19 protein-coding genes and 1 riboswitch are annotated in these 21,163 nt (G+C 62.3%); of the genes, 13 read left to right on the top strand and 6 right to left on the bottom strand.

All coding sequences use genetic code 11. The features are described from left to right. Nucleotides 1-10: 10 nt before the first annotated feature. Nucleotides 11-1,042 carry a hydroxyacid dehydrogenase gene (locus FY112_RS25750; RefSeq protein WP_151519581.1) on the bottom strand — a complete coding sequence of 344 codons (1,032 nt, stop codon included), beginning with the start codon at nucleotides 1,040-1,042 and terminating at the stop codon, nucleotides 11-13. A gap of 276 nt (nucleotides 1,043-1,318) precedes the next feature. Here FY112_RS25750 and FY112_RS25745 point away from each other — a divergent pair, with 276 nt between their 5' ends. The 7 genes from FY112_RS25745 (at nucleotide 1,319) to cydX (ending at nucleotide 9,270) form a co-directional block, all read left to right on the top strand. Next, the gene (locus tag FY112_RS25745) at nucleotides 1,319-1,918 is read left to right on the top strand and encodes a HupE/UreJ family protein (RefSeq protein ID WP_151519580.1); all 600 of its coding nucleotides are present in this window, start codon (nucleotides 1,319-1,321) and stop codon (nucleotides 1,916-1,918) included. 296 nt (nucleotides 1,919-2,214) lie between these two features. Further along, on the top strand, nucleotides 2,215-2,793 hold the full coding sequence (locus FY112_RS25740; protein WP_024320112.1) for a GbsR/MarR family transcriptional regulator: 579 nt from the start codon (nucleotides 2,215-2,217) through the stop codon (nucleotides 2,791-2,793). A gap of 4 nt (nucleotides 2,794-2,797) precedes the next feature. After that, nucleotides 2,798-4,543, top strand: coding sequence for a thiol reductant ABC exporter subunit CydD (gene cydD, locus FY112_RS25735; RefSeq protein WP_151519579.1), 1,746 nt, complete (start codon nucleotides 2,798-2,800; stop codon nucleotides 4,541-4,543). Then, nucleotides 4,540-6,231, top strand: coding sequence for an ATP-binding cassette domain-containing protein (locus FY112_RS25730; RefSeq protein ID WP_151519578.1), 1,692 nt, complete (start codon nucleotides 4,540-4,542; stop codon nucleotides 6,229-6,231). Before cydD ends, FY112_RS25730 begins: the two co-directional genes overlap by 4 nt. 75 nt (nucleotides 6,232-6,306) lie before the next feature. Then, on the top strand, nucleotides 6,307-7,887 hold the full coding sequence (locus FY112_RS25725; RefSeq protein WP_151519577.1) for a cytochrome ubiquinol oxidase subunit I: 1,581 nt from the start codon (nucleotides 6,307-6,309) through the stop codon (nucleotides 7,885-7,887). A 5-nt stretch (nucleotides 7,888-7,892) separates the two neighbouring features. Continuing rightward, the gene (gene cydB / locus FY112_RS25720; RefSeq protein WP_151519576.1) at nucleotides 7,893-9,047 is read left to right on the top strand and encodes a cytochrome d ubiquinol oxidase subunit II; all 1,155 of its coding nucleotides are present in this window, start codon (nucleotides 7,893-7,895) and stop codon (nucleotides 9,045-9,047) included. Between the two features lie 100 nt (nucleotides 9,048-9,147). Continuing rightward, entirely contained in the window at nucleotides 9,148-9,270 is a 123-nt protein-coding gene (cydX, locus tag FY112_RS25715) for a cytochrome bd-I oxidase subunit CydX (RefSeq protein ID WP_017957645.1), read from the top strand. Between the two features lie 42 nt (nucleotides 9,271-9,312). On the opposite strand, the gene FY112_RS25710 is transcribed toward cydX, so the two are convergent. From FY112_RS25710 to FY112_RS25690, 5 genes are all read right to left on the bottom strand, one after another. Beyond that, nucleotides 9,313-11,316 carry an aldo/keto reductase gene (locus FY112_RS25710; protein ID WP_151519575.1) on the bottom strand — a complete coding sequence of 668 codons (2,004 nt, stop codon included), beginning with the start codon at nucleotides 11,314-11,316 and terminating at the stop codon, nucleotides 9,313-9,315. 39 nt (nucleotides 11,317-11,355) lie between these two features. Further along, nucleotides 11,356-12,438: a sn-glycerol-3-phosphate ABC transporter ATP-binding protein UgpC gene (gene ugpC, locus FY112_RS25705; protein WP_151519574.1), complete on the bottom strand. Its 1,083-nt coding sequence runs from the start codon at nucleotides 12,436-12,438 to the stop codon at nucleotides 11,356-11,358. A 12-nt stretch (nucleotides 12,439-12,450) separates the two neighbouring features. Next, nucleotides 12,451-13,287 carry a carbohydrate ABC transporter permease gene (locus FY112_RS25700; protein ID WP_003549196.1) on the bottom strand — a complete coding sequence of 279 codons (837 nt, stop codon included), beginning with the start codon at nucleotides 13,285-13,287 and terminating at the stop codon, nucleotides 12,451-12,453. Continuing rightward, complete coding sequence (locus tag FY112_RS25695; RefSeq protein WP_020047639.1) at nucleotides 13,284-14,144, bottom strand: sugar ABC transporter permease; 861 nt, start codon at nucleotides 14,142-14,144, stop codon at nucleotides 13,284-13,286. The genes FY112_RS25700 and FY112_RS25695 overlap by 4 nt, the downstream gene beginning before the upstream one ends. An 89-nt stretch (nucleotides 14,145-14,233) precedes the next feature. Beyond that, nucleotides 14,234-15,508, bottom strand: coding sequence for an extracellular solute-binding protein (locus tag FY112_RS25690; RefSeq protein WP_003549193.1), 1,275 nt, complete (start codon nucleotides 15,506-15,508; stop codon nucleotides 14,234-14,236). 86 nt (nucleotides 15,509-15,594) lie between these two features. Here FY112_RS25690 and FY112_RS25685 point away from each other — a divergent pair, with 86 nt between their 5' ends. The 6 genes from FY112_RS25685 (at nucleotide 15,595) to FY112_RS25660 (ending at nucleotide 21,163) form a co-directional block, all read left to right on the top strand. Further along, a complete protein-coding gene (locus FY112_RS25685) occupies nucleotides 15,595-16,512 on the top strand; it encodes a helix-turn-helix domain-containing protein (protein ID WP_151519573.1) in 918 nt (305 codons plus the stop codon). A 203-nt stretch (nucleotides 16,513-16,715) separates the two neighbouring features. Next, a riboswitch (guanidine-I (ykkC/yxkD leader) is annotated at nucleotides 16,716-16,824 on the top strand. Between the two features lie 74 nt (nucleotides 16,825-16,898). Next, a complete protein-coding gene (locus tag FY112_RS25680; protein ID WP_151519572.1) occupies nucleotides 16,899-17,972 on the top strand; it encodes a putative urea ABC transporter substrate-binding protein in 1,074 nt (357 codons plus the stop codon). Between the two features lie 65 nt (nucleotides 17,973-18,037). Continuing rightward, nucleotides 18,038-18,856, top strand: coding sequence for an ABC transporter permease subunit (locus FY112_RS25675; RefSeq protein WP_094088955.1), 819 nt, complete (start codon nucleotides 18,038-18,040; stop codon nucleotides 18,854-18,856). Further along, nucleotides 18,853-19,683, top strand: coding sequence for an ABC transporter ATP-binding protein (locus tag FY112_RS25670; protein WP_131643592.1), 831 nt, complete (start codon nucleotides 18,853-18,855; stop codon nucleotides 19,681-19,683). The genes FY112_RS25675 and FY112_RS25670 overlap by 4 nt, the downstream gene beginning before the upstream one ends. Further along, nucleotides 19,680-20,501: an urea amidolyase associated protein UAAP1 gene (locus tag FY112_RS25665; RefSeq protein ID WP_151519571.1), complete on the top strand. Its 822-nt coding sequence runs from the start codon at nucleotides 19,680-19,682 to the stop codon at nucleotides 20,499-20,501. The genes FY112_RS25670 and FY112_RS25665 overlap by 4 nt, the downstream gene beginning before the upstream one ends. Before the next feature lie 11 nt (nucleotides 20,502-20,512). Continuing rightward, nucleotides 20,513-21,163 (top strand): urea amidolyase associated protein UAAP2, encoded by a 651-nt coding sequence (locus tag FY112_RS25660; protein WP_151519570.1) that lies wholly within the window; start codon nucleotides 20,513-20,515, stop codon nucleotides 21,161-21,163.

Genomic DNA, 21,163 nt, shown 5'->3' with positions numbered 1-21,163 from the left:
GCATTCTGTTCTAATTCACCGCCACCGGTTTGGAACGCATGCGGGAGACGGTCTCGCGTTCCGCCCGCTTGCAGCGCATCGGCGGCAGGCCGCGATCCATCAGATCCATGTCTTCGAGCACCATGTCGCCCATTTTCTTGAAGGCGCTGTCGAGGGCGCCAGCCCTATGCGCCGAGCGGATGAAGCCTTTCAGGCTCCGCACCGGATGATCGGGCGGCAGCGGTTCCTCAGGGTAGACGTCGCTCGCCGCGACGATATGGCCTGACGAGACGGCCGCCATCAGCGCATCGAAATCGACGACATCGGCGCGGCTGAGCAGGATGAAGGCCGCGCCCCTGCGCATGCTGGCGAAGGCCTCAGCACCGAGAAATCCCCTGTTCTCGCTCGTGACGGCGGCGACGACGAAGACGAAATCGCTCTTCGTCAGGACGTCCTCCATGCTTGCCGGCTCGACACCGTTTTCCTCGAGGATCGATTGCGGCAGCCAGGGGTCGAACACCCGGATGCGGGCTCTGAAGCCGGACAGCACTCGGCGTAGTGCCTTGCCGAGATCGCCGAAGCCGACGATGCCGATCTCGGAACCGGCGAGCAGCCGCGCACTTGCATTCCCCTCCCCTCCCCAGAGTTCGTTGCCTTGGCGAAAAGCCACATCCGCGTCGACGATGCCGCGCGCCAAGGCCAGGGCGAAACCGAGGCCGATTTCGGCAACCGGCTCGGCAAAGACCTGCCCTGTCGTCACGACGTGGATACCGCGCTGGAAGAGCACCTCATAAGGCATGTTGCTGAGCAGATTGCTTTCGACATTGAGGATCGAGCGCAAGCCCGGCATTCTGGCCAGCGTTTCCCCCGAAAGTGGCGGCTGGCCGATGATGTAGCGCGCCTTGCCGAGGATTTCGTCGCCGAGACCGGCGATGTTCTCGGGATCGGCCTCGACGATCTCATATTTCGCCTGCAGTTCGGCGCGCGCACTGTCGCTGAAGATCAGATCGAGCGTGCGCGGCTCTGGCGCGCTGATCGCCAGCGGCCGTTCGGTATTCATCATGGCGTCTCCTCTATCGCGGCGGCCTGCGCCGTCTTTGCCGGACGATTGATAGCCTCTGTACGGAGTTGTTTCCAGTTCGATCTTGAGGCGCGGCGCGCCGGGAGAAGCTATCGAAAGTGGCATCTGCCTATCAGATAAGCAGTTGAATTGGCTCGGCATTTCATGGCATTTTCGTTGACGGCGCGAATTCTTTGAATTAGCGTGATGCGCGCGACTTGGAACCGTGCCTGTGTTCGGCGGCCGCAGGATATTCGAAAACTCACGAGGGAATGAGCAATGAAATCAGCAATCAAGAGCGGCCTGCTTGCCTTGGCTGCCGCAGCGCTTCCAGCCGTCGCCTCCGCCCATCCCGCCATCGGCGAAGCTGCCGGCTTCAGCCACGGCTTTGCCCATCCGATCTCTGGCCTCGATCATGTCCTCGCCATGGTGATGGTCGGTGTTTTCGCATTTCAGCTCGGCGGCCGCGCCACCTGGCTCGTGCCGACGACCTTCGTTTTGGTGATGGCGCTCGGCGGTGCTCTCGGCGTTGCCGGCATCAATGTTCCCTTCGTTGAAATCGGCATCGCGCTTTCCGTCGTCGTCCTCGGCGCCGTTGTTGCGCTCAACGTCAAGGTGCCGCTCGCCGCAACACTTGGTGTCATCGGCGTCTTCGCCATCTTCCACGGTCACGCACATGGCTCCGAAATGCCGGAAAATGCCGCCGGTGCCGCCTATGCCGCCGGCTTCATGATCGCAACCGCACTGCTGCATCTCGCCGGCCTCGCCCTTGGTTACGTCATCGGCCGCGCTGGTGAACGTCAGGGCGTTTTCGTGACGCGTACGGCCGGCGGCATTGCGACGATTGCCGGCGTCGGCATCCTGACCGGCTTGATCTAAGCCGGGCCGCATTCCTGAAACCTGGGCGGCAGCGATTGCAGGCCCTAACATCTCAATCCGACAGAACGCCCGGCATGCGTAACGCATAGCCGGGCGTTTCTGCGTCATTGCGGTAAAGTGCTGTGGACTTGACCCAGGTCAAATCCAGCGACGTCGCACCCGGCTATATCTAGCCAACGATCAACGAACGGACATCCAAATTGACGCAGGGCTGCCTTGCCGATTGCTGGCGAGACGCGAAAGTCAGTATAGTGATTTCAGAAATTTCTGAAATCACAGACGCAACGGAAACGACCATGAACCTTCCGCCTCTCGTCCAGTCCTTCGTCCTCCACTTCGGCGAAATGGGGTCGCGCTGGGGGATCAACCGCACGGTTGGCCAGATCTATGCCCTGCTCTTCGTCTCGCCCGCGCCGGTCTGCGCCGAGGAGATCGCCGAGTCGCTCGGCATCTCGCGCTCCAATGTGTCGATGAGCCTGCGCGAATTGCAGGCCTGGAACCTTGTCATCCTGAAACACAAGCCGGACGACCGCCGCGATTTCTTCACCACGCCTGATGATGTCTGGCACATATTGAGGACGCTTGCCGAGGAGCGAAAGAAGCGCGAAGTCGATCCGACGCTGTCGGTTTTGCGCGAAATCCTGATGCAGCGGCCAGCCAGCGACGCCGAGCGCCACGCGCAGCAGCGTATGAGCGAGATGCACACGCTGATCGAGCAACTGACGCATTGGTATGAAGACGTAAAACAACTTGAAACAGAAAGGCTCGCAACGCTACTCTCGCTTGGCGCGAAAGTGACCAAGCTTCTGGAGGCCAAGGACCGGGTCGTTTCGCTCGGCCGCAGCCGCCGGCCAAATCCTGCGAACAAGAGTTAGCGCCATGGGCACTGCTTTCTTCGACGCGAAGGACGGACGGGGCGCCGAGCCGGTGCCGGACGGTGATACAGTCTCGCCTGTCACCGGCCCCGATGATGTCAAAGGCGGGCTGCGCAGAGCGGCAATGCTGCAGGCGCTGGCCGCCGCCATCTGGATCCCGCAGGCGGCATTGCTGGCTGTCTCCGTCGGCCGCATCGCGGACAGCGGCGGATTGCATGACGTTGTCTGGCCAGCCCTCGGCATCCTCGCCCTCGGATTTGCAAGAAGCTGTCTCGACGCGGCCGGCGGCCGCCTGGCTTTTCAAGCCGCCCGCGCCGAACTCAGCCGCAGGCGGCAGATCGCCGCCGCGGCACTTTCCATGTCGTCGCCGGTCGATCGTGGCCGGCCTGCCTCCGGCAAAGCCGCAAGTGTCATTGGCGAACAGGCCGAACTGATCGTGCCTTATCTCGCCCGTTTCCAGCCGGCACGCATGAAGGCGAGTCTCGTGCCACTCGTCATCCTTGCCTTCATCCTTCCGGTCTCCTGGATCGCCGCGCTGGTTCTGCTGTTCGCCGCGCCGCTGATCCCGATCTTCATGGCGTTGATCGGCTGGCGCGCCCAGGCGGCCAGCGAAAGGCAACTCGTCGCGACCGGCGGCCTCAACGGATTCCTGCTCGATCGCCTGCGCGGACTGGCGACCATCCGCGCGCTCGACGCAGTCGATGCAACGGCACTCCGCCTGCGGTCGGAGGCGGAGTCGCTGCGTGCGCGCACCATGGCGGTGCTGAAGATCGCCTTTTTGTCCTCGGCGGTGCTCGAGCTTTTCGCCGCACTCGGCGTGGCGATGATTGCCGTCTATGTCGGCTTCAGCCTGCTCGGCGAGATCCGCTTCGGCACTTGGGTAGGCAGGCTCGACCTGACCGAGGGATTGTTCATCCTGCTGCTTGCACCGGCCTTCTTCGAACCGCTGCGCGAACTCTCGGCCGTCTGGCATGATCGGGCGGCCGGCGAAGCGGCGCTGAAGGCCCTGGACACCCTCGCTGCCGGCGGCCTGTCCATCCGAGGAGCAGCCGACGTCGCGCCAGCGGCATCTGCCGTCGCCGAGGCGCCGGCCATTCGTCTTGAGAATGTCGATTTCCGCTACGACGCCGACGAACCGTTGATCCTCGACGGTTTCAACCTCGATATCGCGGCCGGTGAACATCTGGCGCTTCTCGGCGCCAGCGGCTCCGGCAAGTCGACGCTTCTTTCGCTGATTTCAGGGCTGGCGCCCTGCACCGGTGGCCGCATCGTCATCGGCGGCATCGAACTTGTGGATGACAGCGCCCACGCCTTGCGCGCCAGCATGGCATGGATCGGCCAGAGACCGCATATTTTTGCTGGGACCATCGCCGGCAATATCGCGCTCGGCAGGCCCGGTATCGCGCGCGGCGACGTGACGGATGCGCTCGATGCCGCCAGGCTCGGAAAAGTCGCCGCCGCCTATGGCAACCGGCCGCTCGGCGAAGGCGGGATCGGGCTTTCCGGCGGCGAGGCGCTGCGGCTGGCGATCGCGCGGGCGGCCTGCAATCCGCATCTCCGGATCATCCTGGCCGACGAGCCGACCGCACATCTCGACGCCGCCACCGCCGCCGAGGTGACCGAGAGTCTGCTTTCGCTCGCCAGGGGCCGCACCCTTATTGTTGCGACCCACGATCCGCTGCTTGCCGCCCGCATGCATCGCACCATTCGCGTCGATGCCGACATCGTTATCAGGGAGGCCGCCGAATGAGCGGATTTGCAGCTGACCTCAAGCCGATCCTGTGTCTGTTCCTTGCCGAGCGCCGGCGTGCGCTGCTGCTCGGCGCAGTACTTTCGGCGGCGACGGTGACCGCCGGCATCGCCCTGCTCGGCCTGTCCGGCTGGTTCATCACCGCCGCCTCGCTCGCCGGCCTTTCGGCTGCTGCCGCCCTCACCTTCGACGTCTTTGCGCCGTCAGCCGGCATCCGCCTGCTCGCCATCGTCCGTACGGCCGCGCGCTACGGCGAAAGGCTTGCGACCCATGACGCAACGCTCGGCGTGCTCGCCGCGCTGCGCGAAAAGCTATTTCGCGGCTTTGCCGAACCGGGTGCGGCTCGCACCCTGTTGCATCGTCCCGCACGGCTGCTTTTCCGGCTGACGGCCGATATCGATGCGCTCGATTCCCTCTATCTGCGCATCCTCGTGCCGGCTGCTGTCGCGATCGGTGCAGCACTGGCGGCAAGCCTCGTGCTGGGGCTGATGCATCCCCTGTTCGGCCTGTGTTTCGGCCTTTTTCTCGCCGGTGCCGGCCTCGGCCTGCCTGTCATCGCCGGGCGAGCGGCGCACAAACATGCCCGCAGACGCGCCCATGGCATCGAGGCGCTGCGGTCGCGAACGATTGATCTCGTTGCCGGCCAGACCGATCTGCTGATGGCCGGTCGGCTTGCCGCGCAGCGAGAGACGATTGCCGCGGCAGACCATTACGCCGCCCGCGCCGACGATCGGTTGAACCGCGTCGAAACCGGCCTGACATTCGGCTTCGGCCTTGTCTCGACCTTGCTGCTGACGGCTTCGCTGCTCGCCGTCGCAGCACTTGCGGAAACGAAGGCGATCACCGCCCCTGTCGCCGCGCTCGGCCTGCTCGTCGCCTTTGCGGCAGTCGAACCCTTCGCAGCGCTGCGCCGTGGCGCCCTGGAACTCGGCAGGACGCTGCTTGCGGCACGGCGCATCGTGCCGCGGCTTGCCGCAGTCGCAGCACAAGAACCCCTAGCGGCGGCGCTGCCGGGATGTGCTTTCTCGGTAGCGAAGGTTTCCGCCTTTCATGAAAATTCCGCCGTGCCGGCGCTCCAGGACATCGAGCTTGCACTTGCGCAAGGCGAATGTCTGGCCGTCATCGGCTGCAGCGGCGCCGGCAAATCCAGCCTGCTCGCCCTGCTTTCCGGCGAATTGCCGGCGCGGGCGGGAAGCGTTGCCGCGGCAAGGGGAACCCTGCTGACGCAACGGACGGAACTCTTCCAAGACAGCCTGCGCGGCAACCTCTGTCTTGCAAACCCGGATGCGAGCGAGGCCCATCTTCGCGAGGCGCTCGCTGCTGCCGGCCTGCTTGCCGATGTCGAGGCCATGCCGCGGGGGATCGATACGCGGCTCGGCGAAGGCGGGCTCGGCCTTTCGGGCGGCCAATCGCGCCGGCTGGCACTGGCCCGGCTCTTCCTGCGCGACACGCCGCTCTGGCTGCTCGATGAGCCGACCGAGGGCCTTGACGGCATCACCGCCCGCGACGTGCTCTGCCGGCTGTCGGCAATGGCGGCAGGCCATTCGCTGGTGATCGCCACGCATATCCGCCGCGAGGCGGCGATCGCAGACCGCATCGCCGTCATCGAAGGCGGCCGCATCACAGAAATTTCGCGCCGCGGAGAGGCGGCGTTCGAAAAGGCGCTCGACCGGCTTCGGCCGGACTGAGCGAACTGCATGCCCTCACGCGCCGGTCGGCGCTGAGGAACGCCCTGTACCCCGTGGGACCGTGGGAGAAAAACAATGGAACTAGATATCGTCGCGTTATCGCGCTTCCAGTTCGCGCTGACGGCGCTTTACCACTTTCTGTTCGTGCCTCTGACGCTCGGCCTGTCCGTGCTGCTGGCGATCATGGAAACCGTCTATGTCATGACCGGTCGCCAGATCTGGCGGCAGATGACCAAATTCTGGGGTACGCTGTTCGGCATCAATTTCGTGCTCGGCGTCGCCACCGGCATCGTCATGGAATTCCAGTTCGGCATGAACTGGAGCTATTACAGCTATTATGTCGGCGACATCTTCGGTGCGCCGCTGGCGATCGAAGGCCTGATGGCCTTCTTCCTCGAGGCGACCTTCGTCGGCCTGTTTTTCTTCGGCTGGGACAAGCTGTCGAAGGTCGGGCATCTGGTCGCCACCTGGGCGGTGGCGCTGGGATCGAACTTTTCGGCACTCTGGATCCTGATCGCCAATGGCTGGATGCAGAACCCCGTGGGATCGGCGCTCAATCCGCAGACGATGCGCATGGAGATCACAAGCTTCTTCGATGTGGTCTTCAACCCGGTGGCTCAGGCGAAATTCGTCCATACGGTATCGGCAGGTTACGTCTGCGCCTCGATCTTCGTGCTCGGCGTCTCGGCCTGGTATATAATCAAAGGCCGGCATATCGAGCTTGCCAAGCGCTCGATGACGGTTGCCGCCTCCTTCGGCCTCGCTTCGGCGCTTTCGGTCGTTGTCCTTGGCGATGAGAGCGGTTATCTCGCCACCGAGAACCAGAAGATGAAGCTCGCCGCGATCGAGGGCATGTGGAAGACGGAACCGGCGCCGGCGGCCTTCACCGCCTTCGGCTTCCCCGACCAGGAGGCGCGCGAAACGCATTTTGCCGTGCACATTCCCTGGGTCATGGGCCTGATCGGCACGCGGTCGCTGACGACCGAAATCCCCGGTATCGACAAGCTCGAACAGCAGGCCGAAATCCGGATCCGCGACGGCATCAAGGCCTATGACGCGCTGATGAAGATCCGTGCCGCGCCGGCCCAGGACCAGGTTGCACAGGAAGTACGCACCTCCTTCGAGGATCTCGGCCATGATCTCGGTTACGCCCTTCTGCTGAAGCGCTATGTCGACGATCCGCGCCAGGCGACCGAGGAGCAGATCGTCCAGGCCGCGCGCGACACGATCCCGCACGTGCCGACCCTCTTCTGGTCCTTCCGCATCATGGTTGGTCTCGGCATCTTCTTCATCCTGCTGACGGCGACCTTCTTCTGGCTGTCGGCGCGGCGCCATCTCGACAAGTATCCTCTGCTTCTGAAGGTCGCGGTGTTTGCCATTCCGCTGCCCTGGGTCGCGATCGAATTCGGCTGGATCGTCGCCGAGTTCGGCCGCCAGCCCTGGGTGATCGAAGGCGTGTTGCCGACGGCCGCCGCCGTCTCCAGCCTCGGCGCCGGCACCGTGCTTCTGACCATCATCGGTTTTGCGGCACTCTACACGACGCTGATCGTCATCGAGATGGGCCTGATGATCAAGGCTATCAAGCAAGGACCGGAGCCGGACGACGAGCCGGAAGCGGTTCTGATTTCCGAAACCCTCGTCCCGGCCGCGGAGTGACTGCCATGATCCTTCACCAACTCATCGACTATGAAACCCTGCGTCTCATCTGGTGGTTACTGCTCGGCGTCCTGCTGATCGCCTTTGCGACGACGGGCGGCTTCGATCTCGGCGTCGGCACGCTTCTGCCTTTCGTCGCCCGGACCGATACGGAACGGCGCGTGGCGATCAACACCGTCGGCGCCACCTGGGAGGGCAATCAGGTCTGGCTGATCCTCGGCGGCGGCGCCATCTTTGCCGCCTGGCCACCGCTTTACGCGGTCTCCTTCTCGGGCTTCTATCTGGCGATGTTCGCGATCCTCTTCGCGCTCATCCTGCGCCCGGTCGGTTTTAAATACCGGTCGAAGCGGGAAAGCGCCAATTGGCGCAACGGCTGGGACTGGGCGCTCTTCATCGGCGGCTTCGTGCCGTCGCTGATCTTCGGCGTTGCCGTCGGCAATGTGCTGCAGGGCGTGCCCTTCCGCTTCGCCGACGATATGCGGATCTTCTACGAAGGTTCGTTCTTCGCCCTGCTCAACCCCTATGCGCTGCTGTGCGGCCTGCTCTCGGTCGCCATGCTGACGATGCACGGTGCGGCCTGGCTGGTGCTGAAGGCGAGCGGTCCGGTCGCCGACCGCGCCAGAAGCTATGGCAGCATCGCCGCCCTTGCCGTCATCGTGCTTTTCGCACTCGGCGGCCTCTTCCTGTGGATCGGCGTCGGTGGCTATCGCATCACCAGCGATATCAGCCCGATCGGCCCCTCCAATCCGCTGTTGAAAACCGTGGCGTTGGAGAAAGGCGCGTGGCTTACCAACTATGCCGCCCATTCGTGGATGATCATCGCGCCCGTCCTAGGCTTCGTCGGCGCGGCACTGGCCTTCATTGCCATGCGGGCAAGGCGCGAGGTCATGACGCTGCTCTTCAGCAAGGTGGCGATCTTTGGCATCATCTCGACGGTCGGCCTGTCGATGTTCCCGTTCATCCTGCCCTCTTCGCTCGATCCGCGATCGAGCCTGACGGTCTGGGATGCATCCTCCAGCCACATGACGCTGTTCATCATGCTGGTCGTGACGGTCATTTTCCTGCCGATCATCTTTGCCTACACGGCCTGGGTCTACAAGGTCCTATGGGGCAAGGTCGACGAGAAATCAGTCACCGATAAAAATAGCCACGCCTACTAGAGCGATTCAGTAGAACCGCTCTAACCTTTTGTTTTTACGCAATTCCGGACGGAAAACCGCTTCGCACTTTTCCTGGAATTGCTCTGAGGGAGATGAAACGATGTGGTATTTTGCATGGATCCTCGGCCTGCCGCTGGCCGCCGCCTTCGCCGTCCTCAACGCCATGTGGTATGAGCTGATGGACGACGCAGCCAGGAAGAAAGCGTCCGAGCCGCGCAAGTAGAAAAATAAGGGGCGCGGTTCAAACCGCGCCCTCTCGCTTGCTTCAGCCTTCCAGCCACTTCACCTGCTCGGGCGTCAGCCTGATGTCGAGCGCCGAGAGGCTGTCTTCCAATTCGGCGACGGTGCGCGGCCCGATCAGCGGAATGACCGGGAAAGGCTGGGCGATCACATAGGCGAGCGCGATGTGGATCGGATTGCGGCCGAGCTTGTTGGCAAGCTCGATAGCGCGGTCGCGGCGTCCGAAATTGCGCTCGGAATACCAGACCCGGACGATCTCCTCATCATCGCGCTTGTCGCGGCCGGCGCGGTCGGTAAAGAAGCCGCGGCCCTGGCTCGACCAGGCAAAGTTCGGGATCTGCTTCTCGTTCAGCCACTTTTTCCAGTCGTCATCGGAAGCGGCAACGCAGCCGGCCCAGATCGGATCGAGCATCTCGGCAAGCGAGAAGTTGTTGGAAAGTGCTGCCGGCGCCGTCTTGCCGGTCTTTTCGGCATAGGCGATCGCTTCGTCGAAGCGGGCCCGCGTCCAGTTCGAGCCACCGAATATGCCGCGGATGCGTCCGCGCTTGACCTCGGCATCCATGGCATCGACGAACTCGCCGACCGGCACGTCGGTATTGTCACGATGCATGAAATAGATGTCGACATAGTCGGTCTTCAGCCGGGAAAGCGACTGGTCGAGCTGCTTTGCGATCATATCGGGATAGCAGAGCGGCGAATGCGCGCCTTTGCCGATCAGCACGATCTCCTCGCGCGGTACCTTGCGGCTCGTGTGCCAGTCGCCGAAGATTGCCTCCGTCTTGCCGCCGCCATAGACATAGGCCGTGTCGAAGGCATTGCCTCCGGCTTCGTAGAAGGCGTCGAGCGTCAGCGAGGCGGCAGCGAAGTTCGGGAAGAACTCGAAGCCGAGCGTCACGACCGAAGCCGGCTTGGAAATGCCGGGAATTTGACGCTGCGGAACGCTGTTGCCGCGCGCAATCGCGCCGCCGGCAATGTTTGTCGTGCGTTTGCCGGCTTTTTCCACGCCGTATTCGAGGCCGACCGAGGCACGCCACTGGTCGAGCACACGCAGGTTTCCGATCGAATCTGCCCAGCTCATGCCTGGAGAGCCGAATTCGGTCTTGCCGGCGCGGATGGCATCGCCCGCCGCGTCCGCCTCGAAGGAATAGAGCCAGCGATCCTCCCTGAGTTCGACGGTTTCTCGGCTGCCGCCCTTGAAGATCTCGATCTTGCCGACGCCGCCCTTGTGGCCGGAGGCAAACCAGAAGTCCTGGACCTCGATCCGGCCTTCCGAGCCGATGATGCGTAGCACATTGTCCTGCTGCGCCATGATCGAGCAGGAGACTTCGGCGATGATCTCGTTCGGGAACTTGAGCACGGCAGATGCCCATTCATCGACGCCGCTCTCTCCGAGATGGGCGACGCCCGAGACCTTCTCCGGTTCGAGGAAGGCCTTGCCCTCTGCGGCGCCTGATATCAGTCTGGCCATCGAGACCGGATAACCGCCGACATCGAGAATGCCGCCGCCGGCGGTATCGTTGGCGAAAAGCCGGTGTTCCGGCTTGTAGCTGCCCATGTTGAAGCCGAAGCTCGAGCGGATGATGCGAACTGTGCCGATGACGCCGCTTTTGACCAGTTCGACCAGCTTCTCCGTCTGCGGATGCACGCGGTACATGAAGGCCTCGCCGGCAAAGACACCGGCCTTTTTCGCCTCGTAATAAACCGCTTCGGCATCATAGGCCGAAAGCGCGATCGGCTTTTCTACCAGGATGTGCTTGCCGGCGCGTGCCGCCTTGATCGCCCATTCCGCATGGCCGGTATGGGGCACGGAGATATAGACGGCATCAACCTCGGGGTCGGAAAGCAGCGCCTCGTAGCCGTTGACGATGCGGGCGCCGGGGAAACCTTCGGCAAGGCCCGGCTTTGCCGGATTGCGGGTGGCAATCGCCACCAGCTTCCCCGTGCGCGAATGAGCCACGCCGTCTGCAAAGGTACGGGCGATGGTGCCGGGGCCGATGATGCCCCAGCGGATCGGTTGATCTGAAGTCATGGAAAATCCTCTTTCGTCTTTCTGTCCTGGGATTTTAGTTCAGCGAAGCCGCTTGCCGGCGCCGTCGAAAAGGAATGAGCGGTTGGCGGGAAGGCCGACTGTCAGCGTGTCGCGATTGCCGGCGACGCGCGATTCCGGCCGCTCGATGATCAGTTGCTCGGGACCAATGGTGGCGTAGATGTAACTGGTGTTGCCGAGGTGTTCGGCGACGTCGATGGTGACGGTGAGGTCGGCATCGCCCGTGCCCGCATCGACGAAATGTTCGGGACGGATGCCGAGCGTCACCTTTGCGCCGGTTTCGACGGGATCGGCGACCGGCAGCGTCAGGCGCGTTTTGGTGTCACTTTCCAGCGCGATCACCGCCCTGCCCGGCTGCGTCTCAACCACTACGGCCTTCAGGAAATTCATCTTCGGCGAGCCGACGAAGCCGGCGACGAACTGATTGGCGGGATCGTCGTAGAGGTCGAGCGGCGCGCCGATCTGCTCGATATTGCCGGCGCGCAGCACGACGATCCTGTCGGCGAGCGTCATCGCTTCCGTCTGGTCGTGGGTGACATAGATCATCGTCGTGCCGAGCTTCTTGTGCAGTCTTGATATTTCGACGCGCATCTGCACGCGCAGTTCGGCGTCGAGGTTCGACAAAGGTTCGTCGAACAGGAAGACCTGTGGTTCGCGAACGATGGCGCGGCCGATCGCGACACGCTGGCGCTGGCCGCCGGAAAGCTGCTTCGGCCGGCGCTTCATCAACTCGGTGATCTGCAGAATCTCGGCGACATGTCGCACGCGCCGCTCGGTGTCGGCCTTCGGATTGCCATTCATGCGCAGGCCGAAGCTCAAATTTTCCTCGACGGTCAAGTGCGGATAGAGCGCATAGGACTGGAAGACCATGGCGATGCCGCGATCGGCCGGCTCGACGTCGTTGACGACCCTGCCGCCGATCTGAAGCTCGCCTGACGTAATGTCCTCGAGGCCGGCGATCATCCTGAGCAGCGTGGACTTGCCGCAGCCGGAGGGGCCGACGAAGACAACGAATTCGCCGTCCTTAACCTCCAGATTGGCGCCGTGGATGATCTCAAAGCCGCCGAAGCGCTTGACGATGTTGCTGAGTGAAAGCTCTGCCATGCAGCCTCCCGATTATTTAATTGCGCCGGCCGCGATGCCGGCGATGAAATGGCGCTGAAGAGCCACAAAGATGACGAGGATCGGCGCCGTCAGCAGTACCGCGCCGGCCATGATACCGCCCCAGGAGACCTTGGTGAGGCCGATCAGCGTTCCCAATGCCACAGGCGCCGTCATCATCCCCGGTCTGGAATTGATCAGCAGCGGCCAGAGGTAATTGTTCCACGAGTGCAGGAAGAGAATGATCGCCAGTGCCGCCATGGTCGGGCGCGCCAGCGGCAAGGCGATGCGCAGGAAGATCTGCCATTCCTTGACGCCCTCGACCCGGGCCGCATCGAAGAGCTCGCCCGGCATCATCGAGAAGGATTGCCGCATGAACAGCACGCCGAGCGAATTGAACAGCGGCGGCACGATCAGAGCTACCCAGGTGTTTGCCAGCTTGAACTCGCGCGCCACCATGATGAATTGCGGGATGACGACCACGGAGAAGGGAAGCGTGATCGTGCCGAGGATGATGGCGATGACGACGGAGCGGCCGACGAAACGGTAACGTGCCAGTGCCCAGCCGGCCATCGAAGTCAGCAGCACCGAGAGCACTGTATAGATCAGCGCCACGCCGATGGAGATCACCATTGCCCCGATGAAATCGGTATCGGCCTGCAGGTTTTTGAAATTCTCGACGAAGTTGGTCGATGGCCAGAGCACGATGTCAGGGCTGAAGATGCCGTTGTCGGGCATGGTCGAGAAGACGAACATCATCCAGAGCGGAAACAGCCAGATTATCGCGAGCGGCGCCAGTGCGGCATGCAGCGCGATCTGGCGCAGCAGAAGCGATTGCGATTTGGATTTCATTTCGGATCCCTCCCGACCCAGAGATTGAGAAGCGAGATCGCCACGGCAAGGGCCGCCATCGTATAGGCGATCGCCGAGGCATAGCCGAAGTTCAGCGAGGTAAAGCCCTGGCGATAAAGCAGCAGGCCGAGCGTCTCGGTGCCGCCGCCGGGACCGCCGCGATTGGTGATGAGGAAGGGCTCGGTGAAGAGCTGCATGGTGCCGATCACCGAGAGCACCACGCAAAAGAGGATGATCGGTTTCAGGAGCGGCAGGGTGATGTGAAAAAACTGCTGGACCTTGCTCACCCGGTCGAGCGTCGCCGCCTCGTAGACATCGTCGGGAATCGACTGCAGACCGGCGAGGATGATGATGGCGTTGTAGCCTGCCCAGCGCCATGTGACGGCGAGGATGATCAGCGCCATGGCGGCATTGGCATTGTCGAACCAGGAGACCGGGCTGAGACCGACGGCCGAGATCAGCTTGTTGATGATGCCGAAATCGAGGCTGAACATCAGCCGGAAGACGGCAGCATAGGCGACCTCGCCGACGACGACAGGCGCAAAGAAGGCGAAGCGGAAGAGCGGCCGCGCTTTCAGCAGCGGCGAATTGAGCATTACGGCCATGACCGTCGCAAGCGCGATCATCACAGGCACCTGGATCACCAGGATGATCAGCGTATTGTAGAGAGCGTTGTAAAAAGCCGGGTCATAGAAGAGCCGGCCCCAATTGGCCTGGAAACTATATTTCCACGGGTTGATGCGGGTGTTCTGAAAGGAAATCAGGAACGAATTGATGATCGGCCAGACCCAGAAGGTGGCAAAGATCAACAGATAAGGGGCGAGGAACGCATAAGCGCTCCGGGTTCTGAACGGCATCGAGCCTCCTCCTCACAAAAACCAATGAATGGTCGCCCGCATCGCACGGCGGGGGGAAGCCGGGCGCGCCAAGCGCCCGGCTTCGTCATTCACTGCGCGATCGGAAGGCCGGTCGCCGAAGCGATCTGGTTGGCGGCATCGTCGAGAGCCGCCTTCGCATCTGGATAGCCGCCGGAGAAGAACTTCGTCTGCGTCGCCTTGAAGATGGCTTCGGCATCGCTCTGGAAGGCGGTGCCGCGGCTCGGCACGATCTTCGGCAGCGTCGCCAGGATATCGGCCCAGACCTTCTGACCGCCCCAATAAGGCTGCGGTTCGTTGACGAAGGGATCTTGTACGGCGGAGAGCAACGATGGCACCAGACCGAATTCCTTCAGCATCGTAACCTGACCCTCATTCGTGCCGAGGGCGTAGTTGACGAATTTCCAGGCCGCTTCCTTATTTGCGGAGGTCGCCGAAATGGCGAGCGACGAACCGCCGAGATTGGCGGCATGCGGGCCATCGGCCGTCAGGCTCGGCATTTTGTAGACGCCCCACTTGCCCTTGAGATCGGGCGAGGTCGAGCGGACGGTGCCCTCGTACCAACCGCCGTACAGCTGGCTCGCGGCCTTGCCGGCAGTGTTGGCTTGGATCTTTTCGTCCCAATTGGCCGCCGTCAGCGTGCCGGCATCCTTCATTTCCTTCACCTTTTGCAGCGAGGAGACGCAGGCCGGCTGGTTGATGGTGATATTCTGGCCGTCGGCCGAGTAATAGCCGCAGCCCTGTTCATTGGCGATCATGCGAAACCATTCGCTGTCGCCATTGAAGTCCGCCTGCGCCATCACGGTGCCGGGGTTGGCGGCGGAAATCTTCTTGCCGGCGGCAATAAAGTCGTCCCAGGTATTGATCGTGCTCGGGTCGACGCCGGCCTTTTCGTAGAAATCGCGGCGATAGAAGACGGCGACAGGGCCGGAATCCCACGGCATGGCATAGGCGACGTCGCCGACCTCAAGCTCGGTGCGCTTGAATTCAGGGAATTTCGCCTGAATGTCGGCCGTGTAACCGAGCTCCTTCAGATTGGCGAAGCAATCCGGGAAACGGCTCCAGAAGATCTCGGCCTCGAAGTTTTCGATGGTGACGATGTCAGGCAAGCCGTCGCCGCCAGCGGCGCAGGCAGCCAGCGTCTTATCGAAGACCTGACTGTTGCCAAGATCCTCGACGGTGATCTTGATATCGGGAAACTGTTTGTTGAAGCCTGGAAGCGTGGACTTCAATGCCGACGCGGCGACATTCCAGCTCCAGATGGTGAGATTGGCCGACTGCGCGTATGCGGAGCCGGAAGCAAGCACTGCGACAGCTGCGGTCGCAGCGAGAAGTTTGAAGCGCATTGAAAATCCTCCCTTTTCAATTGCCGATCTTTCACGAACGCGGTTAGACTATCTGTAAGGGAGCGGGTGTCTCCTAAAAAGGGAACATGAATTTGGCGGAAAGTAAGGTCGGCACACGCGCAATCTATCAGCCCGGCGCGAGCAGCATCGAGGGTTTGCCGACAGCGCTGCAGATGTTTCATGCCCATCCGCCTGTTATGGCCATGCCGCACTGGCATGCGCAGGTCGAGGTCAACTACGTGATGCGCGGCACCGTGCACTACCGGATGAGCGATCACGAATTCCGGCTGAACGCCGGCGAGATGTGCCTCTTCTGGGGTGGTCAGCCGCATCAGATGGACGAATCCTCAGACGATTCGCTCTATGCCGGCGCCCATCTGCCGCTCGTCTATTTCTTTCGGCTGCGCCTGCCGATCAGCGTTTCCAGCCGGCTGATGAAGGGTGAGACGCTGCTGACCTCGGCAACGGATGCTGCAGACAACGAAAACTTCACCCGCTGGTTCCGCTATGCCAACTCAGGCGATCCCGCCAAGGCCCAGCACGCCGTCGACGAGCTGCTGCTGCGCATCGAGCGGATTGCGCTCGAACCTTATTCGATGACGTCGCAGGCCGTCATCAGTCTCCACGGCGATCACCCGTATCCGCATTCCTCGCGCAGCGTCGCGCGCATGTGCGATTTCATCGCCGCCAATTTCCTGCACGACATCGATTCGGTCGATATCGCCCGCGCCGCCGACCTGCATCCGAAATATGCGATGAACCTGTTCAAGCGATCGACCGGCATGACGCTCAGCAAATATGTGACGCTGCTGCGGCTGTCGCGCGCCCAGGCGATGCTGATGAGCGAGGGCGCCAACGTGCTGCAGGTGGCGATGGACAGCGGCTTCGGCTCGATCAGCGCCTTCAACAAATCCTTCCGTCACATCGCCGGCATGTCGCCGTCGAATTTCCGCCGCGATATCCGGCTGGTGACGACGATCCCCTCCGGGACCTTTCGGAACTAGCTCAGATAGAGTCGCAACGCGGCGTTCTGCGTGCTGCTTTTTTTCACTGGGCAAAAAAGAACCAACGCCTAAGGCGGCGGCAGAATGCGCACATTTTCTGTGCAAGTGCATGCACTATTGCTTTTGCCGGGAATTTAATGTCGGCGCACCCTAAATAAAATCAATGGTTTATAATTTGGCACACACTTTGCTTCGATAGTTGCAGAGTTGGTGGCTAGGGTTCCGGCGTCGCAAGGCGTGGCTGGTCCGAGAGCTACCACCGGCGAGGGAGACATCCCGCCGGGTGCACGGCGGGACAAAAGCCCGGGAGACCTCGTAAGCCAAGGGATTGGCGGCACGATGGTCATTGCCGATCCCTTTTGAAGAAAAGCAAAAGGGGAATTTCAATGCAGACTTTTTCGAAGATTCTATCGATGACCGCCCTGACGGCGTCTCTGGCGCTGGGACTCGGCTCCATCGCCAAGGCTGAACAGAAGACTGACTTCAAGGTCGCCTGGTCGATCTATGTCGGCTGGATGCCCTGGGGTTATGCTGCTGATCACGGCATCGTCAAGAAATGGGCCGACAAATACGGCATCAAGATCGAGGTCACCCAGTTCAACGACTATGTCGAATCGATGAACCAGTATACGGCCGGCGCCTTCGACGCCGTGACGCTGACCAACATGGACGGCCTGTCGATACCGGCTGCCGGCGGCGTCGATACCACAGCCGTCATCGTCGGCGACTTCTCGAACGGCAATGATGCCGTCATTCTCAAGGACAAGGCGAGCCTTGCCGACATCAAGGGACAGAACGTCAATCTCGTCGAATTTTCCGTCTCGCATTATCTGCTCGCCCGGGCGCTCGAAAGCATCAAGCTGACCGAGCGCGACGTCAAGGTGGTCAACACCTCCGACGCCGATATGGTCGCCGCCTACAAGACGGCTGACGTGACCGCGGTTGTCACCTGGAACCCACTGGTCTCGACCATCCTCGAAGATCCCACGGCCAAGAAGGTCTTCGACAGCTCTCAGGTGCCGGGCGAGATCATCGACCTGATGGTCGCCAATACAGGCGTGCTGAAGGACAATCCGAATTTCGGCAAGGCGCTCGTCGGCATCTGGTATGAAACCGCAGCACTGCTGACTGCCGACAGTGCCGACGGCAAGGCTGCACGCGAGGCGATGGGCCAGGCATCGGGCACCGATCTCAAGGGCTTTGAATCCCAGCTTGCCGCCACCAAGCTGTTTGCCAAGCCGGCCGATGCCGTTGCCTTCACGGCCTCGAGCAACCTGCCGAAGACAATGGATCTCGTCCGCAACTTCCTGTTCGAAAAAGGCCTGCTCGGCAATGGTGCGCCATCGGCCGACGTCATCGGCATCGAAATGCCGGATGGCAAGATCCTCGGCGATAGCGGCAACGTCAAGCTGCGCTTCACCGAGACCTACATGAAGGCCGCCGCCGACGGTTCGCTCTGAGCCATGTCAAAGCAGCGGTGCGGCATTGACCGCACCGTCCACCCTTCATCAGCGGAGCTTTCCCTATGCGCTGGATCAACACGAGGCCGAGCCGGGGCGCGCAGCTTGCCTTGACGCTGCTGCCCTTCGTGCTGCTGATCATTGCCTACACGTTCGGTTCGGCAGCACGGCTGGCGGAAAACGCCAACGACAAGCTGCTGCCCGGTCTTGCCGGTTTTGCCGATGCAATTGACCGCCTGGCCTTCATCGCCGATCCGCGCACCGGTCAATACCTGCTCTGGTCCGATACGGGCGCGAGCCTGATCCGCCTGTTGGCCGGCCTCGGCATCTCGACCCTCACGGCGCTCGTCGTCGGCATGCTGATCGGCATGCTGCCTTATCTCCGAGCCCTGCTCTCGCCCTTCGTCGCCGTTATCTCGATGGTGCCGCCATTGGCGCTGCTGCCGATCCTCTTCATCGCCATGGGGCTTGGCGAAGCCTCGAAGATCGCGCTGATCGTCATCGGCGTTGCGCCAACGATGATCCGCGACCTTGCGCTGAAAGCGCTGGAGCTGCCGCGCGAACAGATCGTCAAGGCTGAAACTCTTGGCGGCTCCTCCTGGCAGGTCGGCCTTCGCGTCGTGTTGCCGCAGATCCTGCCGCGGCTGATCACCTGCCTCAGGCTTCAGCTTGGTCCCGCCTGGCTGTTCCTGATCGCGGCCGAGGCGATCTCGTCGGATTCCGGCCTCGGCTACCGCATCTTCCTCGTCCGCCGTTATCTCTCGATGGACATCATCTTTCCCTATGTCGTCTGGATCACGCTGCTCGCCGTGGTCATGAATTACATCCTCGACCGCATCCGCATTGCCGTCTTCCCCTGGTCCGAGCTGGAGAAGCAGGCATGAGCGAGTTGGTGATCGAAAAGGTCTGGAAGGAATATGGCGACCAGATCGTGCTCGAGGACGTATCGCTGACCGTCGCCTCGCGCGCCTTCGTCGCGCTTGTCGGCCCGTCCGGCTGCGGTAAGTCGACGTTCCTGCGCATGCTGCTCGGCCAGGAGCGGCCAACGCGCGGGACCATCCTGCTGGACGGCGAAGCTCTGCCGCAGGAGCCAGGGCCGGATCGCGGCGTCGTCTTCCAACGCTACTCCGTCTTCCCGCATCTGACCGTCCTCGGAAACGTGCTGCTCGGGCGGGAACTCTCGGCGTCCCGCTACAAGGCGAAACTTTTCGGCACCGCCCGCCGCAACGCCATCGACGAAGCCCGGCGGCTGATTGCCGAAGTCGGTCTTTCCGGCGCCGAGGGCAAATATCCGGCGCAACTATCAGGCGGCATGCAGCAGCGCCTGGCGCTGGCGCAGGCCTTGATCATGAAACCGAAAGTGCTGCTCCTCGACGAGCCCTTCGGCGCGCTCGATCCCGGTATCCGCGCCGAAATCCACACATTGATGAAGCGGCTCTGGCACGAAACGCAGATGACCGTCGTCATGGTGACGCACGACATGCGGGAGGCCTTCACGCTGGCAACGCGCGTCGTCGCCTTCGAGCGCAAGCGCGACCGCCCGGAGGAAAAGGAGCGCTACGGCGCGACGATCACCAAGGACATTTCCATCTGGCCGCCGAGGCTCGCCGGCGCGCCCTCCGTCTTCAGCCCCGACCGGGACGGCCCGGTCATTTCTCTGGGCCTTCGCCGGGACGACCCGGCTTCCAGTCCGTCAGGAGAAAAACCATGATGCATGTCAGACGTTCGCCCAAAGAAATTGCCGCTAACCGGCAGCGCTATGAGGAACATCAGAAGAAGGGGCTGGAATTTGCCCCTAAGGCCCTGCCGGCGCCGAGCCCCCTTCCCGCCCCCGCAATCGATGCGGCTGCGATCATCCATCAGGAAACCATTCCCGGCGGCTGGTACTGGTCGACCGCGCTGAAGCGCGGCGAGGCTCTCCGCATCGATCAGGGTGAAGGCGGATCGACCGTGGCGCTCGTCGCCTGGAACTCTGGCGATACGAGTGAACGGCTCAATCTCGTCGATACGGTCAAGGTGCAGTGGACAACCGGCCTCGGCAAGGGCCGCGTCATCTTCTCGGATATGGGCCGGGTGATGTTTTCGCTGATCGAGGATAGTTCCGGCGCCCATGACTGCCTGATGGGTGGCTCGACGGCAGCTTCGAACGCTGCAAAATATCCTGGCGTCAAGACCCGCAACACCCGCGACAATCTCGTGCTCGTCGCCGGCAAGCTTGGTCTCGAACGACGCGACATTCCTGCGATTCTCAATCTTTTCGCCCCCGTCCGCGTCGACGATGACGGTGGCTTCCACTGGCGCGGCAAGCTTTCCAACAGCGGCGACTATGCCGAGCTGCGCGCCGAGATGGACATGATCGTCGGCTTCTCCAACTGCCCGCATCCGCTCGACCCCGACCCGGTCTATGCGCCGCAACCGGTGATCGTCACGCGCTTTCGCGCAGCCGCGCCTACAGTCGACGACCTCTCGCACTCGGCAACCGCCGAAGCCCTTCGCGGCTTCGAGAACAACGCCGCCATGTTGGCCTGAGGGGGATGACGATGACCGATTTCATCAATACTTCAGCTTCGCACAGCCTCAAAAACGCCGTGCAGGATCATTTCATCCCGGCCGAAGCGCCATGGTCCGGCATCGTGCGCAAGGGCCAGACCATCCGCATCGAGGATAGTTACGGCCAGCAGGCGATCGACACGCTGTTTTATCGTGCCGACGACTTTGCCGAGCGTTATTCCAACCAGGATACGATGCGGGCGCAGGGTGGCGCCTATATCGGCACCGGCACGAAGATCATCTCGAACGAAGGCAACGTCATGCTGGTCATGACGGCCGACAGCTGCGGCCGGCACGATACATCTGCCGGCGCCTGCTCCTGCGAGAGCAACACGGTGCGCTTTGGCCACGGCACCAAATACCTGCATGCCTGCCGCGACAACTTCGTGATCGAAGTGACCAAACACGGCATGAGCAAGCGCGACATCGTGCCGAACATCAATTTCTTCATGAACGTGCCGATCAAGCCGAATGGCGAGATGACCATCGTCGACGGCATTTCCGCGCCCGGCGACTATGTCGAACTGGTGGCGGAAATGGACGTGCTCTGCGTCATCTCCAATTGCCCGCAGATCAACAATCCCTGCAACGGCTTCGATCCGACGCCGATCCGGGTGCTGATCTGGGACGGCGAGGACTGA

The sequence above is a fragment of the Rhizobium sp. PEPV16 genome, assembly GCF_008919455.1.
Lineage (GTDB): Bacteria > Pseudomonadota > Alphaproteobacteria > Rhizobiales > Rhizobiaceae > Rhizobium > Rhizobium leguminosarum_Q.
The sequence above is the reverse complement of the archived record's forward strand: the minus strand, read 5'-3'. Positions and strand labels throughout refer to the sequence as shown.